This is a genomic window from Streptomyces cinerochromogenes, from assembly GCF_014648635.1.
Taxonomy (GTDB): domain Bacteria; phylum Actinomycetota; class Actinomycetes; order Streptomycetales; family Streptomycetaceae; genus Streptomyces; species Streptomyces cinerochromogenes.
The window spans coordinates 287,405-302,592 of record NZ_BMRM01000010.1; the positions used below are offsets into that span (position 1 = coordinate 287,405).

Here is a 15,188-nt window from a genome sequence, read left to right on the forward strand (position 1 = left end):
CCGTCTAGCGCGCCGGCCGGCCGTCGGCGAGGCGATGGTCCGCCGTCTTCAGGGCCTCCTCCACCAGCCGCCGCAGATGCCCGTGGCGCAGTGAGTAGACGACCCGGCGGCCCTCCTTGCGGGTGTCCACCAGGCCGGCCAGCCGCAGCCGGGCCAGGTGCTGGCTGACGGCCGGGCGGGCGGCTCCGCACGCCTCGGTGAGGGTGGTGACGTCGGCCTCGCCGGCGGTCAGGGTGTGCAGCAGGGCGAGCCGGGTGCGGTCGCCGAGCAGGGCGAGGAGGTCGGCGGCGAGCGCGAAGTGCTCCTCGCCCGGGCTGCGCTCGTGCGCATGGTGCGCAGGTGACAGGTGCATGCGTGCGCTCATACGCACATAATGGCTCCGTGGGCGCCGAGCGTCCACTCCCGCACACCGGAAGGGGACCGACGTGAGCGACCGGCACCACCACCCCCACGCACATCCGCGCCACTCCGCCGGCCTGCGGCACCGACTGGCCCACCTGCTCACCCCGCACTCCCACGAGACCGCCGGGAAAGTCGACCCGGCCCTGGAGTCCTCGGCGCGCGGCATGCGCGCGCTGTGGGTGTCGCTGGCGGTGCTGGGGGCGACGGCGCTGGCGCAGGCGGCCGTGGTGGCCCTCTCCGGGTCGGTGGCGCTGCTCGGCGACACGGTGCACAACGCGGCGGACGCGCTGACCGCCGTCCCCCTCGGCATCGCCTTCGTGCTGGGCCGGCGGGCGGCGACCCGGCGGTTCACCTACGGGTACGGCCGGGCCGAGGACCTCGCCGGTCTGGTGATCGTGCTGACCATCGCGGCCTCCGCGGCCTTCGCCGCCTGGGCGGCCCTCGGCCGGCTGCTGGAACCGCGCCCGGTGACGCAGGTGCCTGCGGTGGCGCTGGCGGCGCTGCTCGGTTTCGCCGGGAACGAGTGGGTGGCCCGGTACCGGATCCGGGTGGGCCGGGAGATCGGCTCCGCCGCGCTGGTCGCCGACGGCCTGCACGCCCGCACCGACGGCTACGCCTCGCTGGCGGTGCTCCTCGGCGCGGGCGGCTCGGCGCTGGGCTGGGACCTGGCCGATCCGGTCGTCGGCCTGGTGATCACGGCCGCGATCGCGCTGGTCCTGCGGGACGTGGCCCGGGAGGTGTTCCGGCGGATCCTGGACGCCGTCGACCCGGCCCTGGTGGACCGGGCCGAGCACGCGGTACGCGCGGTGCGGGGGGTCCGGGAGGTGGGCGAGCTGCGGCTGCGCTGGATCGGACACCGGCTGCGTGCCGAACTGACGGTGGTGGTGGACGGCGGGGCGACGCTGCGCCAGGCCCACGCCATCGCCGTCGAGGCGGAACACGCCCTGCTCCACGCCGTACCCCGCCTGACCGCGGCCCTGGTCCACGCGGACCCGGCACCGGCCCCGGGAGAGGCGGACCCCCATCTGACGCTGGCCCACCACGCGGTGGGGTGACAGCGACCGGGGCACGCCGCGGCGCGCGGCCGAACGGGACCGGACGACCGACGGGGCGGGGCGGGGCGGGTCAGGCGGGCACGCCCAGGCCCTCCACGACCACCGCGCCGAGGAGTTCGGTGAGGGCCTTGCCGGGGACCAGGAGTTTGCCGCGGCGGCGGCCGCTGCCGACCAGGACGTAGGGGAGGTCCACGACGGCCGGGTCCAGCAGGACCGGCCATGCGGTGGGCAGGCCGATCGGGGTGATGCCGCCGTACTCCATGCCGGTCTCGCCGGTCGCCGTCTCCATCGAGGCGAACGAGGCCTTGCGGGCGCCCAGTTGACGGCGGACGACCCCGTTGACGTCGACCCGGGCGGCGGACGGCACCACGCACGCGGCCAGGGTGGTCTCACCGGCCCGCTTGCCCGCGACCACCACGCAGTTCGCCGACTGCTCCAGCAGGTCCCGGCCGTAGTGCTCCACGAAGACGGCCGTGTCGGCCCACTGCGGCTCGGTGTCGACGTACAGGATCCGGTCGGCGGGGACCGTGCCCCGCCAGTCGCGCAGGGCGTCGGCGACCGGAGCGGTCAGTTCGTCCAGGCAGTCCGGGGCGGGGGTCGCGGTGTCGAAGTCTCCGATGGGTGCGCGCATGGCCGCACGCTAGCAAGGCGTGCCCGCCCGTCGCGGCCGAGTCTCAGGGTACGGGCGGGACGGAGACGGCCATGATCATCTCCATCGGCTCCTCGCCCTGGTTGCCGTACCGGTGCGGGACGTTGGCCTCGAAGGAGACGCTCGCGCCCGCCGGGACGCGGTACTCCTCACCCTCGACGGTGAGGGTCAGCTCGCCCGCGGTGACGTGGACCAGCTCGACCGTGCCGGAGGGGTGCGGTTCGGAGGGGCTGGTCTCCCCCGGCATCAGCCGCCAGTCCCACATCTCCAGCGGGCCGGGCGCCTCCGTGCCGGCGAGCAGCCGGTTGTAGCTGCCGGCCTCGGTGTGCCAGAGCCGTACGGCGCGGTCGGCGGGGACCACGCGGACCTTCGGCCCCTGCTCGTAGTCGAGGAGCGTGGTGATGCTGACGCCGAGCGCGTCGCCGATCTTGACGACGGTGCCGATGCTGGGGTTGGTGCGCGCCTGCTCGATCTGGATGAGCATGCCGCGGCTGACGCCCGCCCGGGCGGCGAGCACGTCGAGCGTGAAGCCGCGCACCGAGCGCCAGTGCCTGACGTTGCGCGCCAGGGACTGGGTCAGGAGGTCGAGGTCCGACACGTTGTGTCCAATATCCGGGAAGGTCAATATTCTGGATGGCGTAGTACATCTCACTGAACTACGGTTCGGTGCACCCGAGTGTCCACCGAACTGTACTGCGAGGCCGGCCGTGACAGCATTCTTCGCCCTGACCACCAGCCTGCTCTGGGGGCTGGCCGACTTCGGCGGCGGACTGCTGACCCGGCGCACCCCCGCGCTGACCGTGGTGGTCGTCTCGCAGGCCGTCGCGGCGGCCGTCCTGGGCGTGATCGTGCCGGCCACCGGCGGCTGGAGCGAGGCCGGGCCCCGGCTGTGGTTCGCCTTCGCCGCGGGCGTGGTCGGACCGGTGGCCCTGCTCTCCTTCTACCAGGCCCTCGCCCTCGGCCCCATGGGAGTCGTCTCGCCCCTCGCCACCCTCAGCGTCGCCGTGCCGGTCGGCGTCGGTCTCGTCCTCGGCGAGCGGCCCGGGCTGCTCCAGGTCGCCGGGATCGCCGTCGCCGTCACGGGGGTCGTCCTCGCCGGCGGCCCCCAGCTCAGGGGCGCGGCCGTGCAGCGGCGGGCGGTCCTGCTCACCCTGGTCGCGGCGCTCGGCTTCGGCACGGTGTTCGCGCTGATCGCGGAGGCCTCGACCGACGTCACCGGTCTGTTCCTCGCCCTCTTCGTGCAGCGGCTGACGAACATCGCGGTGGGCGGGGCCGCGCTCGCCGTCTCCGTCCGGCGCGGTCGAGCCGCCCTGCCGGAGGGCGGCTTCCCCTGGACCTCGCTGCCCGCGCTGGCCTTCGTGGGGCTGGCCGACGTGGCCGCGAACGGCACCTACGCGATCGCCGCCCGGAGCGGCCCGGTCACCGTCGCGGCGGTGCTCGCCTCGCTGTATCCGGTGGTCACCGCGCTCGCCGCCCGCGGCTTCCTCAGCGAACGGCTCCGCGCGATCCAGGCGGCGGGGGCCGGTCTCGCCCTGCTGGGCACGCTGCTGCTGGCGACCGGCTGAGCCGGCCGGACCGGCCCGCGGTCAGCCCTCCGGCTCCAGCGCGGCCAGCCGCGCCACCGCCTCCTCGTCCAGGTCCGCCAGCGCCCGCAGCTGCCCCGGCGTCATGCCGTCCGGTATCGGCACCGGGGCGGGCGTCCGCAGCGGCGGCTGCCAGCCGTCCTCGGGTGTCCAGCGCCGTACGACCCTGGCGGGCGCCCCCGCCACCACCGCGTGGTCGGGCACCGTGCCCCGGACCACCGCACCGGCCGCCACGACCACGTTCCGGCCGATCCGCGCGCCCGGCAGGATCACCGCGCCGGTGCCGATCCAGCAGCCCGGGCCGATCTCGACCGGCTCCATCCGCGGCCACTGCCGGCCGATGGGCTCGTGCGGGTCGTCGTAGGAGTGGTTGGTGGAGGTGACGTAGACGTACGGGCCGAAGTAGCAGTCGCTGCCGATGGTGACCGCCGTGTCCGCGATGACATGGCTGCCGCGGCCGAGGACCACGCCGTCGCCGATGCGCAGGATCGGGTCCGGGCCGAGGTCCAGGTCGGGCATCAGGCCGGCGGTGAGGGTGACCTGCTCGGCGATGATGCAGCAGGAACCGATCCGGATCCAGGGTTCGCCGAAGATCGTGCCGAGCGGGAAGGCCAGGCGGGTGGCTTCGCCGAGCGCGCCGAAGCGGTACCCCGCCGGGTGCTCGGCCGTGACGGAGCCGCTGCGCTGCACCCAGGACCAGGCCGCGTGGACGGCTCGCTGGGCCAGACCCCGCCGCCAGGATGAGAACGTGTTCTTGCGCTTCGGCACGGGGTCACGTTACTCACCGGTTGCCTCCCGCGCAGAGGGCGGGCTGCTGTGATCTTTGCCCCACCCGGTGTCGTACCGTGCCGTGTACTGCCGACACGAGGAGACGGTGATGACGCAGCAGGCGCTGGTCGTGGGTATCGGGGGCAAGGAGCCGCGGATCGATCCGGAGGCGTTCGTGGCGCCCACGGCGTCCGTGATCGGGGACGTCACGCTGCACGCGGGGGCCAGCGTCTGGTACGGGGCCGTCCTGCGCGGGGACGTCGAGCGGATCACCGTGGGCGCGCAGGCGAACGTGCAGGACAACGTCACCCTGCACGCCGATCCCGGCTTCCCGGTGACCGTCGGGGAGCGGGTGTCCGTCGGGCACAACGCGGTGGTGCACGGGGCGACCGTGGAGGACGACTGCCTCATCGGGATGGGGGCGACCGTGCTGAACGGGGCGGTGATCGGGGCCGGGTCCCTGGTCGCGGCCCAGGCCCTGGTACCGCAGGGGATGGTGGTGCCGCCGGGGTCGCTGGTGGCGGGGGTGCCGGCCCGGGTGAAGCGGCCGCTCTCCGAGGAGGAACGGGAAGGGGTCACCCTCAACGGCACCTTGTACGCCGAGTTGGGCAAGGCGCACAAGGAGGTGCACCAGTAGGAGCGTCGCGGGGGTCGGTCAGTCCCCCGCGTTCACCGGCTCCGCTTCCCGCTCGGCCGGCTGGGCCTTCTTCGCCTTGCGCTTCAGGACCAGCATCGAGGCCAGGCCGATGAGGACCGCCGCGGCCAGCCCCACGTAGGAGAAGCGCTTCAGCCAGTCCTCGGCGACGATGCCGACGTAGTAGATGACGGCCGTGGTGCCGCCGGCCCAGCAGATGCCGCCGAGGACGTTGGCGGTCAGGAACTTCCAGTACGGCATGTGGAGGACACCCGCGAGGGGGCCGGCGAAGATGCGCAGCAGGGCGACGAAACGGCCGAAGAAGACCGCCCACATGCCCCACTTCTCGAAGGACCGCTCGGCGGTCGCCACATGTCCGGCGCTGAAGTGGCGCGGGAACTTCCTGCCGAGCCAGGCCAGCAGCGGGCGTCCGCCCTTGCGGCCGATGGCGTATCCGATGGAGTCGCCGATCACCGCGCCCGCGGTCGCGCAGGCGCCCAGGACGACCGGGTTGACGCCCGTGTGCTGGGAGGACATCAGCGCCGCGGAGACCAGGATGATCTCCCCCGGCAGCGGGATGCCCAGGCTCTCCAGACCGATCACCAGGGCCACCACGGCGTACACGGCGGCCGCCGGCACCGAGTCGAGCCAATCCTGGACGTGCACCGCCGGTTCCTCCCCAGTCGCTGTGCTGCTCTCCGGCTTCCCGGGCCGCCGCATGTAAAGCGCGCCCCAAGGGAAGGCTACCTGGTCGGCGCCGAACGGCCGCCCGCCCGCGCCCGCACCGGCGGCACCGTCCCGCCCTCGCCCCTTACGATTCCGGCCATCCCGGTGTCACGCGGGAGGGGAAGGCTCTCCGCGGTTCCGCCCGCCCGCCTCCCCCAGGCCCCCAGCGTGGGGCCCGCCGCGGAAGGACGACGTCCCCGTGTCCCCACTGCCCCCGCTCTCCCCGGCGTCCCCCTCCGGCTCCCCGCCCTCCCCGGTGTGCCCCTCCGTCTCCCCGCCCTCCCCGTCGCTCACCGGCCCGCGGCCCGCGTGCGCCCGGGCGGCGACCCGCCCGGTGTCCCGCCGGGCGGCCCGGCCGGTGCGGCTGGCCCTGTGCCTGGCGCCCCTCCTGCTCGCCGCCTGCTGGGCCGTGGCCAACCGGCCCGTGCTGGACGAAGGGGTGCGGCGGCTGGTCGCGGCCGACCCCTGGTGGCTGCTGGCCGGAGCCGGTTTCACCTGCCTGACCTGGGTGGCCGCCTCCTGTGCCCGGCAGGGCGCGCTGCCCGATCCGCTGCCGCCGGGACTGCTGCTCGCCTCCCAGTTCGCCGCGGGCGCCGCCAACCACGTCGCTCCCGGCGGGCTCGGCGCCCACGCCGTCACCCTGCGCTTCCTGCGCGGCCGGGGCGTGCCGCTGGAGCGGGCGACCGCCTCGATCGGGTTGTACTCGCTGGCCCGGTCCTCGGCGAAGACGCTGGTGCTGCTGGCGTTCCTCGCCGCGTCGCCGGACTGGCGGCGCCTGCGGGACCTGGTACCGGACGGGCGGCTGCTGCTGCCGCTCGCCGCCGTCGCGGCCGGGGCGGTCACGGTGGCGGGGGTGCTGCTCACGGTCGTACGACCGCTGCGGCGGCCGGTGGCCGGGCTGCTGCGCTCCGCCCTCGCCGACGCGCGGGTGGTGCACCGCCGGCCCCGCCGGGTGCTGGCCCTGTGGGGCGGGGCGGTCGCGATGCCGCTGGTGCAGGCGGGCGCCCTGGCCTGTGTGGGGGCCTCGCTCGGGCTGGGGCTGCCCTGGCAGCAGGTCGTGCTCGCCCACCTGGCGGCGGGCACGGCGGTCGGGGCGGTGCCCGCGCCGGGCGGGCTCGCGGTCGACGCGGCGCTGGTGTGGACCCTGGTCGCCTTCGGCTCCTCGGCGACGGCGGCCACCGCGACCGTCATCGGGTACCGGGTGCTGCTCGACTGGCTGCCGCTGGTGCCGGGGGCGGTGGTGCTGTCGGCGCTGATCCGGGCGAGGGTGCTGTGACGCCTTCGGGGGCGCCGAGGGGTCAGGTCCGGCGAGCCACCAGGCGGTAGGCGTTGGACAGGCCCAGGCGGTGGGACAGGGGGCGGATCACCAGGCGGTCGACGAGCGTGGCGGCCAGGAGCCCGGGGACGCCGGCCAGGAGGAGCGCGGTGCGGGCGGCGCGGCGCAGGGGGCCGGGGGGTTCGGGGAGCCAGGGTGCGTCCTCGCGCGGGGCGGTGTGGTCGAGCGCCAGCCAGACGGCGGCCAGCAGGTCCACCGGGTCGTGGGGCTCGGCGTGCTGTTCCGCCACCACCGTGAATCCGAGGTCGGTGAGCCGGCGGCGCAGGTTGGCGACCGGCATCAGGTGCAGGTGCTGCGGCTGGAGCCAGGGCAGCCACCAGCGGCCGAGGAGCCGGGCGTAGCGGCTCTCCGGGTCCGGCACCTCGACGAGGAGGTGGCCGCCGGGGCGGACGACCTGGCGGGCGGCGCGCAGTTCGCGGTCGGGGTCGGTGCTGTGCTCCAGGTAGTGGAACATGCTCACCACGTCGTAGCGGGCGGCGAGTTCGGGGGCCAGGTCGGGGAGGGCGCCGCGGTGGGCGTGGTCCACGCGGCCCTCGCGGGCGGCGATGTCGACGCCGTCGGTGAAGTCCAGCCCGTCGAACGACGTGTCCGGCAGGACGGTGCGGGCCGCCGCGCAGAAGTGGCCGTGGCCGGTGCCGACGTCCAGCCAGGTCTTCGGGGCGGGGTCGTACGGCAGCATGGCCTCGGCCCGGCCCCGGTACATCGCGCCGCGCCCGCCGAAGGTGCCGCTCATCCGCTGCTCGCCGAGGCCGTCGTAGAAGTCCCGGTAGTAGAACTCCAGCCCCTCGGCGGTCAGCCGGGGGTTCTGGAAGACGTGGCCGCAGTCGGCGCAGCGGTCCAGGGTGAAGCGGCCGGGCTTGTGCTGGAGCAGGTCGGTGGTGTGCAGGCGGGGGGTGAGGCGGGTGGACGCGCACCAGGGGCAGGTGGTGCGCCGGGGGGCGAGGAAGCGGTCGGTGCCGGCGTCCAGGTCGGCCCGGTAGGCGGGGCGCAGGGCGGCGACGCGGGCCGCCCTGTCACCGGGACCCTGCTGACGGGCGTCTGTCATCGGCTCTCCCCTGCCAGTCGTTCGAGGTGGGCCGCCGCGGCCGGGGCGCCGCCCGCCGCGCGGAACGCGGCGCTGATCCGGGCGGCGGCGGCCCGGTGGGCGGGGTCGTGCAGGACGGTGTCGAGGGCGTCGCCCAGGCGGGCCGCGGTGACCCGGCCGAAGCGGACCCGGACGCCGGCGCCGGAGTCCACGACCTGTCCCGCCACCACCGGCTGGTCGTCCCGGATGGGCGCGACGACCAGCGGGACGCCGTGCCACAGGGCCTCGCACACGGTGTTGTGCCCGGCGTGGCAGACCACGGCGTCCATCCGCTCCAGCAGCGCGAGCTGGGGCACGGACGGCAGGAGCAGGACGTCCTTGTCGTCCGGCGCCGCGGACAGGGTGCCGGCCGGGTCGGCGATCACCGCCTGGATCCGGCCGGCGCGGTCCCGCAGCGCGGCCAGGGCCTCGGCGAGGAACCGGGCGCCGGCGTCCGCGTTGGCCGTGCCGAGGGTCACCAGGACCTTGGCCCGGCGGTGGTCCAGCCGTTCCCAGGGGAAGTCCGGTCCGGCCGGGCGGCCGGTGAGCGACGGGCCGACGTAGTGGATGTGCCGGGCCGACGGCGCCCGGGGACCGATGAGTTCGGGGGCGCTGAACACCAGCAGCAGGTGGGGTGAGGAGCGCGGGTCGGCGGTGCCGGACGGGTCGCCGATCCGGGTGCGCAGCCCGGCCAGGCGCTCGCGGAGCCAGGCGGCGACCTTGGGCAGGCCGTCGTAGGCGCCGCTGAACTCGGCGGACGTGGTCGCCGAGGTGGCCCAGGGCAGTCCGAGACGCTCGGCCACCAGGGCGCCGGCGAAGGCCTGCTGGTCGGCGACGACCGCATCGGGGCGGAACGCGGCGACGGCCGCGGCGACCCCCGGTGCCATCGCGTCGGCGAGCGGCAGCAGGTACCACTCCCACAGGAACCGCAGCGCCTCCGCGCCCCGCAGCCCGGGCGGCCGTACGGCACCCGGGGCACCCGGCACCGGTCCCGCGCAGTCGAACACGACGGCGTCCGCGCCCGCGAGCCGCCGTACCAGCGCCGGGTCGGCACACGCCCAGGCGACCCGGTGGCCGTGCGCCGAGAGCCGGGCGGCGACGCCGACGGCGGGGTTGATGTGCCCGGTCAGCGGCGGCACGACGAAGAGGAAGCCGCTCACCGGACACCCGCCCCCGCGCCGACCAGGTCCAGGATGTGCCCGCCGACGGTGCCGGGCGCCTCGACCAGGACGGAGTGCTCGTGCCCGGGCAGGACGACCGCCCGGAAGTCCGTCAGCAGCCGCCGCTGCTCCGGCACCAGATCCGCCAGGTCGGAGTCGCCCCCGTACACACCGAGGACCGGGCAGCGCACGGCCCTGATCTGGGCCTCGGTGAGGACCCGGCTGGCGGGGATGTCCCGGCCGAGGGTGGTCTCGCGGGCCAGCCGGGCCGCGCCCCGGGCGAGACGGGCGGTGTTGTGGCCGCGATGGGCGGTGATCCAGGCGAGCGCGTCCCGCTCGTTGTGCGCGAGTTCGGTGGTCACCCGGCGCAGGATGCGGCCGAGTTTCGCGGCCCAGGCGGCCGTCGCCGGCTCGGACTCGATCAGGGTCAGGCTGGCCACGCGGCCTGGGTGGCGGGCCGCGTAGCCGAAGGCGATGGTGCCGCCGTAGGAGTTGCCGACCAGGTGCACGGGCCCGGTGACGGCCAGCCGGGCGAGCAGGGCCTCCAGGTCCGCGATGTTGTGGTCGAGGGTGTAGCCGTGCGGCGGGCGCTCGCTGCGGCCGTGGCCGCGCAGGTCGTACATGACGACGTCGAGTCCGGCCGCCGCGAAGGCGGGGGCGACGGTGAAGTAGTAGCTGGCCAGGCTGTCGGTGAGCAGTCCGTGCACGAGGACGACGGTGGCGTGCGGGGCGCGGCCGTCCGTGGGGCCGGTGCGCTGGACGTGCAGCCGGATGCCGCCGGCGTCGACCATGGCCATGGCTCAGCCCGCCTGGGTGGTCTTCAGGCTCCACACCACGTGCTCCACGAGCCGGCCGACGGTCAGGTCGACGATCTCGTCGAAGTCCATGCCGGCCAGGAACTCGGCGAGGTTGACCCGCTGTCCGTACCGCTCCTCCAGCAGACCGGCCAGGGTGACCAGGTCGATGCTCTCCAGCTCCAGGTCGCGGTTGAAGGTGGTGGACATGCCGATCGCCACGTCGTCGTCGCCGTACTCCGCGAGGACCGTGCGCAGCATGTCGCCGACCTCGGCGAGCACGGTGTCGGCGGTGGGCTGCGCCGGGGCCGGCGGGGTGGGGTTCATCGGGAGTACTCCTCGGCTGCGGGGTCGGGGGGTGCGGCGACGGTTCCGGGGCCGGTCGTCCAGGCCACCACGTAGGCGCGCTCCGGCAGGCTCGGCGGGTTGGCCACGGATGCGCAGTGCACGGTGTAGGCGCGTTCCAGGCGGCCGGAGACGAGGAGCCGGCCGCCGTCGGGGTCGGCCTCCAGTACGGCGAAGTCCCGGGGGCGGCCGCCGAATCCGACGCCCTCGGCCTTGGCGACGGCCTCCTTGGCGGCCCAGAACCGCGTGAACCACACGGCCCGCGGGGTGTCGCCGTCCGCGCACCGGGCGTGCAGGAGCCGCAGTTCGGACAGGCCGAGCGCGGTGCTCAGGGTGGCCGGGCCGCGGTCGGCGACCTCCTCGATGTCGATGCCCGGGCCGGGCTGCGGGCGGTGCGGCCGGACGATGGCCACCGCCGCCTCGGCCCGGTGGGCGAGCGAGACGTCCAGCGGGGGCAGTTCGCGGCCGTGGATCCCGGTGGCGTACGGGCGGCCGAGTCCGTCGTTGCCGACCCGGATCTCCGCCGGGAAGACCGGTCCTTCGCCGTGCTGCCAGAGCCAGTGCCGTACGGCGTCCTTGACCGCGATCCGGCCGAGCAGCCACTGCCGGCGCCCACGCGGCGGGCGGGCCGCGTACGCCTCGCGCTCCGCGCTCCCCAGCGCGTTGCGCATGATCAGCTCGCGGGAGGCGAGGTCCGGCCACCGCTCGTGCACCAGCGCCCAGCCGCCGGGAAGGGCCGTGGACAGGGTGTGGCGGTCGGGGAAGCGTTCGACGGGCCGGGTGGTGGGGTCGTTGTCGAAGCGGCGGTCCTGCCAGCCGGTCAGCCGGGCCCACACCCGGCCGCCGACGGTCAGCTCCGCGTCCGCCTCCAGCACGGTGTCCGTGAGGGAGGTGATCCGCAGCAGGCAGCGCACCTCGGTGCCGGGTTCCGGGTGCGGTCCGTGGAACCGCACCTCTCCCAGCCGCACCGGGAAGACGACCGTCCGCTCGGTGCGGGTCGCCATGATCCAGTAGCCGAGCAGCTGGCCCACGTTGTCGAGCAGGGCGCCGGGGGCCGCGGGCGCGGTGATCACCCCGCGGATGTGCCGCTCACCGAGGGCGGTCAGCTCGGTCAGGCCCTGGAACCGCGGGCCGTGGAACATCCACCGGTCGCGGTAGAGCTGGGCGGCGGTGTGCTCGGGGAGGCGTTCGGGCGTGTCCGGGAGGGGACCGGGCGGGGGCGGTGCGGGGTGGTGCGGGGCGAGTTCGACCACGGCGCGGGCGGTGGACCCGAAGGTGACCGTGACCCGGTCCGGACGGCCCGGTTCCGGGGTGACGGTGACGGGGACGTCGACGGGGGGTACGGCGGTGAGCCACCGGTCGAACCGGGCCCCGAGCACGGCGACGGCACGCAGACCGGGAGCCGCCCGCTCCGCCGCGTCCGTCATGTGCCGGACGATCGTGGTGGCGGGCACCACCGGCCAGCGGTCCTCCAGGTCGGGCCAGCCGGGGCGTTGCGGGAAGAAGCAGTGGTCCAGGAGGTGGGGCATGGTGTGGGGGCAGACGCGGAGGGTTGTCGTGGTGGGGGCGGGGGTGGAGGTGGTGGGGGTGGGGGGATTGGTGGGGGCGGGGGGATTGGTGACAGCGGGGGCGCCGACGGCGGCGTGGGGCTTGACGGGGACGGGGGTCCCGGTGGGAGCGGGGGTCGCTCCGCCGCCCGGTGCGCGGCTCGCCGCCATCAGCTCGGCCGCGGTGGTCGCGGTGTCCTGGAGGAGGGCGGTGAGTTCGGCGGCGGCCGGATGGTGCCGGGCGAGGTCGTCGAGCGCCGGGGCGCCGGACGGAGCGTGACCGGGGGCGAGCGCCCCTGTCCTCGGCACCGGCCGCAGATCCGCCCGCAGGGCCTCGCGGGTGGGTCCGTCCAGGGAGACCAGGGCGCTGCCGAGGTCGAGGCGGACGGACGGACGGGCACCGGCGGGACGGGCCGCCGCCGGACCCCGGGGCGGTGCGCTCGGTGCCACGGCCGCACCCGCTGCCCACAAGGCGGTGGCCACACGCCGGAGTTGGGCGAGGCCGCCGACGTGGGGCGAGTTGGCGGCGACGGCGAGGTGGTCGTGGTCGCCGAGGGTGTCGCCGATGAGGGAGGGCAGCCGGCCGGGCCCGGTCTGCACGAAGACGCGGTGGCCGGCGGCGTACAGGGCCTCGGTCAGTTCGCGGAACCGGACGGGCTCCAGCAGATGCCGTACGAACAGGTCGCGGACCGCCGGCTCGTCCCGGGGGAAGGGCGCCGCGGTCGTCCCGGACCACACCGGCACGGTGGGCGGGTGGAGCCGGAAGCGGTCGGCGGCGTCCTTGATGGGGGCGAGGAACGGTTCGAGCATCGGTGTGTGGAAGCCGGAGCGGAACGGCAGCACCTGGCAGATCACGCCCTCGGCGCGCAGCGCCCGGACGAACTCCGCCACCGCCGGCCCGGGGCCGCACACCATGGACTGGCGGGGCGCGTTGTCGTGGGAGAGCACGATCCCGGAGTCCGCCCAGGCGGCGGCGAGCGCGGCCCGCACCTGGGCGGCGGAGGTGCCGACGGCAGCGAAGACGAGGCCGGGGACGGTGACCGTGTCCGGGTCGAACCGGGCCATGAACGCGTCCACTTCGGCCGCCGAGTACAGCCCGGCCGCGGCCATGGCGGTCCACTCGCCGACGCTGTGTCCGGCGACCGCGTCCGGGACGACACCCATCCGGCGCAGGGCCTGGTCGAGCAGGCGGCCCACGCCGACGACGCCGAAGCCGTGCCGGCCGATGTCACCGACCTGGACGTCCTGGCCTGCGGCGGGGGCCGGGGGCAGGCCGAAACGGGCGGCGATGTCGTCGGTGCGGGGCGCGAAGTCCGCCTCCAGGCCGGGGAAGACGAACGCCACCTTGCCGCCGGCCCGGCCGAGCAGCGGACCCGGCCGGAACCACACGTCGCCGCGGCCGTGCCAGGCCCCGCCCTTGGCGACCGCGCGACGGGCCAGGGCGAGGCGTCTGGCGGTCGGGTCCACGACACCGAGCCGGACCGGGCCGGCGCCGGTGTGCGGGCGGGCCGGGTCGAGCCCGGCGGCGAGCACGGCCGTGTCGTCGGCGCGGAGCAGGGCGGCGAGAGGGTCCACGCCGTCGGCCGAGAGCAGGAGGACGCGCTCGGGCTCGGTGACACGGGCGGCGCTCCGGGTGTCCGGGGCGGGAGCGGGCACGGCGGGTCCGGGTCTCCCGCCCGGGGCCTCCTCCAGGACCACGTGCGCGTTGATGCCGCCGAAGCCGAAGGCGTTCACCGCGGCCCGCCGGGGCGTCCGGTGTCCCCCGGTCTCCCAGGGCAGGGCCCGGTCCAGGGTGCGGAAGCGGGTGGCGGCCAGGCCGGGATGGGGGTCGTCGCAGTGCAGGGTGGGCAGGAGGGTGCGGTGGTGGAGGGCGAGCGCGGCCTTGACCAGGCCCGCCACTCCGGCCGCCGGCATGGTGTGGCCGATCATCGACTTCACCGAGCCGAGCACCGGCCGGCCCGGGTCCGGGAGGTGGCCCGCACCCGGCCCGAACACCTCGGCGAGGGTGGTGAGTTCGGCGGTGTCCCCGGCGGGCGTGGCGGTGCCGTGCGCCTCCAGCAGGCCGATCGAGTCCGGTGCGGCGGGGTCGAGTCCGGCGGCCCGCCAGGCCTGGCGCACGGCCCGGGTCTGCCCGCCCGGATCGGGCGTGACGAGCCCCGCCGTACGGCCGTCGCCGGCCACGCCCGTGCCGCGGATCACGGCGTAGACGCGGTCGCCGTCGCGTTCGGCGTCCGCGAGCCGTTTGAGTACGACGACCCCGGTGCCCTCGCCGATGAGGATGCCGTCGGCGTCGCGGTGGAAGGGGCGGATGCGTTCCGTCGGGGAGAGCGCGCGGAGCTGGGAGAAGACGCTCCACAGGGTGATGTCGTGGCAGTGGTGCACTCCCCCGGCCAGCATCAGGTCGCAGCGGCCGGTGGTGAGCGCGGTGACCGCCTGGTCGACGGCGACGAGGGAGGAGGCGCAGGCGGCGTCGACGGTGTAGGCGGGGCCGCGCAGGTCGAGGCGGTTGGCGATGCGGGAGGCGGCGAGGTTGGGGACCAGGCCGATCGCGGCGTCGGGGCTGTCGGTGCCGAGCCGTTCGGTGAACGCGGCCCGGACACGTTCGAGTTGGCCGGGTCCGAGGTCGGGCAACAGCTCGCCGAGGGTGCGGGTGAGCTGGTGGGCGGTGCGCACCCGCTGGTCCAGCCGGGCGAGGCCGGGGGTGAGGTAGCCGCCGCGGCCGAGGACGACGCCGACGCGGTGCCGGTCGGGCAGCCGGTCGGTGCCGCCCGCGTCGGCGAGCGCGGCGGCGGCCACGTCCAGGGCGATCAGCTGGTCGGGTTCGGTGCCGGGCACCGAGGCGGGCATGATGCCGTACCGGGTGACCTCCACCTCGGGCGGGCCGTCCACGAATCCGCCGCGCCGGCAGTACACCCGGCCCGCGACGGCGGGTCCGGCGGCCGGGCCGGGACGGTAGTACTCGGCGTCCCAGCGGTCCGCGGGGACGTCGGTGATGGCGTCGGTGCCGCTGCGCAGGTTGCTCCAGTAGGCGTCCAGGTCGCGGGCGCCGGGCAGCAGCACCGCCATCCCGGTGATGGCGACGGGCGTCTGGGGTTCCGCGGCGAGCCCCTTCTGCGGTCCTGTCAT

At 75.8% G+C, this 15,188-nt stretch carries 14 protein-coding genes; 4 read left to right on the forward strand and 10 right to left on the reverse strand.

What is annotated here, in order from left to right:
* Window positions 1-4 precede the first annotated feature (4 nt).
* Entirely contained in the window at window positions 5-364 is a 360-nt protein-coding gene (locus IEZ20_RS21390; protein ID WP_229896168.1) for an ArsR/SmtB family transcription factor, read from the reverse strand.
* Window positions 365-425: 61 nt separating this feature from the next.
* On the opposite strand from IEZ20_RS21390, the gene IEZ20_RS21395 reads away from it, so the two are divergent.
* Window positions 426-1,457 (forward strand): cation diffusion facilitator family transporter, encoded by a 1,032-nt coding sequence (locus IEZ20_RS21395; RefSeq protein WP_189301119.1) that lies wholly within the window; start codon window positions 426-428, stop codon window positions 1,455-1,457.
* Window positions 1,458-1,527: 70 nt separating this feature from the next.
* Here the strand turns inward: IEZ20_RS21395 and IEZ20_RS21400 are convergent, their stop codons facing one another.
* Complete coding sequence (locus IEZ20_RS21400) at window positions 1,528-2,088, reverse strand: YbaK/EbsC family protein (protein ID WP_189301121.1); 561 nt, start codon at window positions 2,086-2,088, stop codon at window positions 1,528-1,530.
* A 43-nt stretch (window positions 2,089-2,131) separates the two neighbouring features.
* Window positions 2,132-2,704: a helix-turn-helix domain-containing protein gene (locus IEZ20_RS21405; protein WP_189301124.1), complete on the reverse strand. Its 573-nt coding sequence runs from the start codon at window positions 2,702-2,704 to the stop codon at window positions 2,132-2,134.
* Between the two features lie 109 nt (window positions 2,705-2,813).
* Between IEZ20_RS21405 and IEZ20_RS21410 the strand changes: the two genes are divergently transcribed.
* Entirely contained in the window at window positions 2,814-3,671 is an 858-nt protein-coding gene (locus tag IEZ20_RS21410; protein WP_189301126.1) for an EamA family transporter, read from the forward strand.
* 21 nt (window positions 3,672-3,692) lie between these two features.
* On the opposite strand, the gene IEZ20_RS21415 is transcribed toward IEZ20_RS21410, so the two are convergent.
* Complete coding sequence (locus IEZ20_RS21415; protein WP_189301128.1) at window positions 3,693-4,457, reverse strand: acyltransferase; 765 nt, start codon at window positions 4,455-4,457, stop codon at window positions 3,693-3,695.
* Between the two features lie 109 nt (window positions 4,458-4,566).
* Here IEZ20_RS21415 and IEZ20_RS21420 point away from each other — a divergent pair, with 109 nt between their 5' ends.
* Window positions 4,567-5,094 (forward strand): gamma carbonic anhydrase family protein, encoded by a 528-nt coding sequence (locus IEZ20_RS21420; RefSeq protein ID WP_189301130.1) that lies wholly within the window; start codon window positions 4,567-4,569, stop codon window positions 5,092-5,094.
* A gap of 18 nt (window positions 5,095-5,112) precedes the next feature.
* Here IEZ20_RS21420 and IEZ20_RS21425 read toward each other — a convergent pair whose 3' ends face one another.
* Window positions 5,113-5,757, reverse strand: a complete 645-nt coding sequence (locus tag IEZ20_RS21425) for a DedA family protein (RefSeq protein WP_189301132.1) — start codon at window positions 5,755-5,757, stop codon at window positions 5,113-5,115.
* 259 nt (window positions 5,758-6,016) lie between these two features.
* Between IEZ20_RS21425 and IEZ20_RS21430 the strand changes: the two genes are divergently transcribed.
* Entirely contained in the window at window positions 6,017-7,093 is a 1,077-nt protein-coding gene (locus IEZ20_RS21430; protein WP_229896169.1) for a lysylphosphatidylglycerol synthase transmembrane domain-containing protein, read from the forward strand.
* A gap of 22 nt (window positions 7,094-7,115) precedes the next feature.
* Here IEZ20_RS21430 and IEZ20_RS21435 read toward each other — a convergent pair whose 3' ends face one another.
* From IEZ20_RS21435 to IEZ20_RS21455, 5 genes are read right to left on the reverse strand one after another with little or no spacing between them, the layout of a single operon-like run.
* Entirely contained in the window at window positions 7,116-8,198 is a 1,083-nt protein-coding gene (locus IEZ20_RS21435; protein WP_189301134.1) for a class I SAM-dependent methyltransferase, read from the reverse strand.
* Window positions 8,195-9,376, reverse strand: coding sequence for a glycosyltransferase (locus IEZ20_RS21440; protein ID WP_189301137.1), 1,182 nt, complete (start codon window positions 9,374-9,376; stop codon window positions 8,195-8,197). The genes IEZ20_RS21435 and IEZ20_RS21440 overlap by 4 nt, the downstream gene beginning before the upstream one ends.
* Window positions 9,373-10,173: an alpha/beta fold hydrolase gene (locus IEZ20_RS21445; RefSeq protein WP_189301139.1), complete on the reverse strand. Its 801-nt coding sequence runs from the start codon at window positions 10,171-10,173 to the stop codon at window positions 9,373-9,375. Before IEZ20_RS21445 ends, IEZ20_RS21440 begins: the two co-directional genes overlap by 4 nt.
* 3 nt (window positions 10,174-10,176) lie before the next feature.
* Window positions 10,177-10,497 carry an acyl carrier protein gene (locus IEZ20_RS21450; protein WP_189301141.1) on the reverse strand — a complete coding sequence of 107 codons (321 nt, stop codon included), beginning with the start codon at window positions 10,495-10,497 and terminating at the stop codon, window positions 10,177-10,179.
* A complete protein-coding gene (locus IEZ20_RS21455) occupies window positions 10,494-15,188 on the reverse strand; it encodes a type I polyketide synthase (RefSeq protein ID WP_189301143.1) in 4,695 nt (1,564 codons plus the stop codon). The genes IEZ20_RS21450 and IEZ20_RS21455 overlap by 4 nt, the downstream gene beginning before the upstream one ends.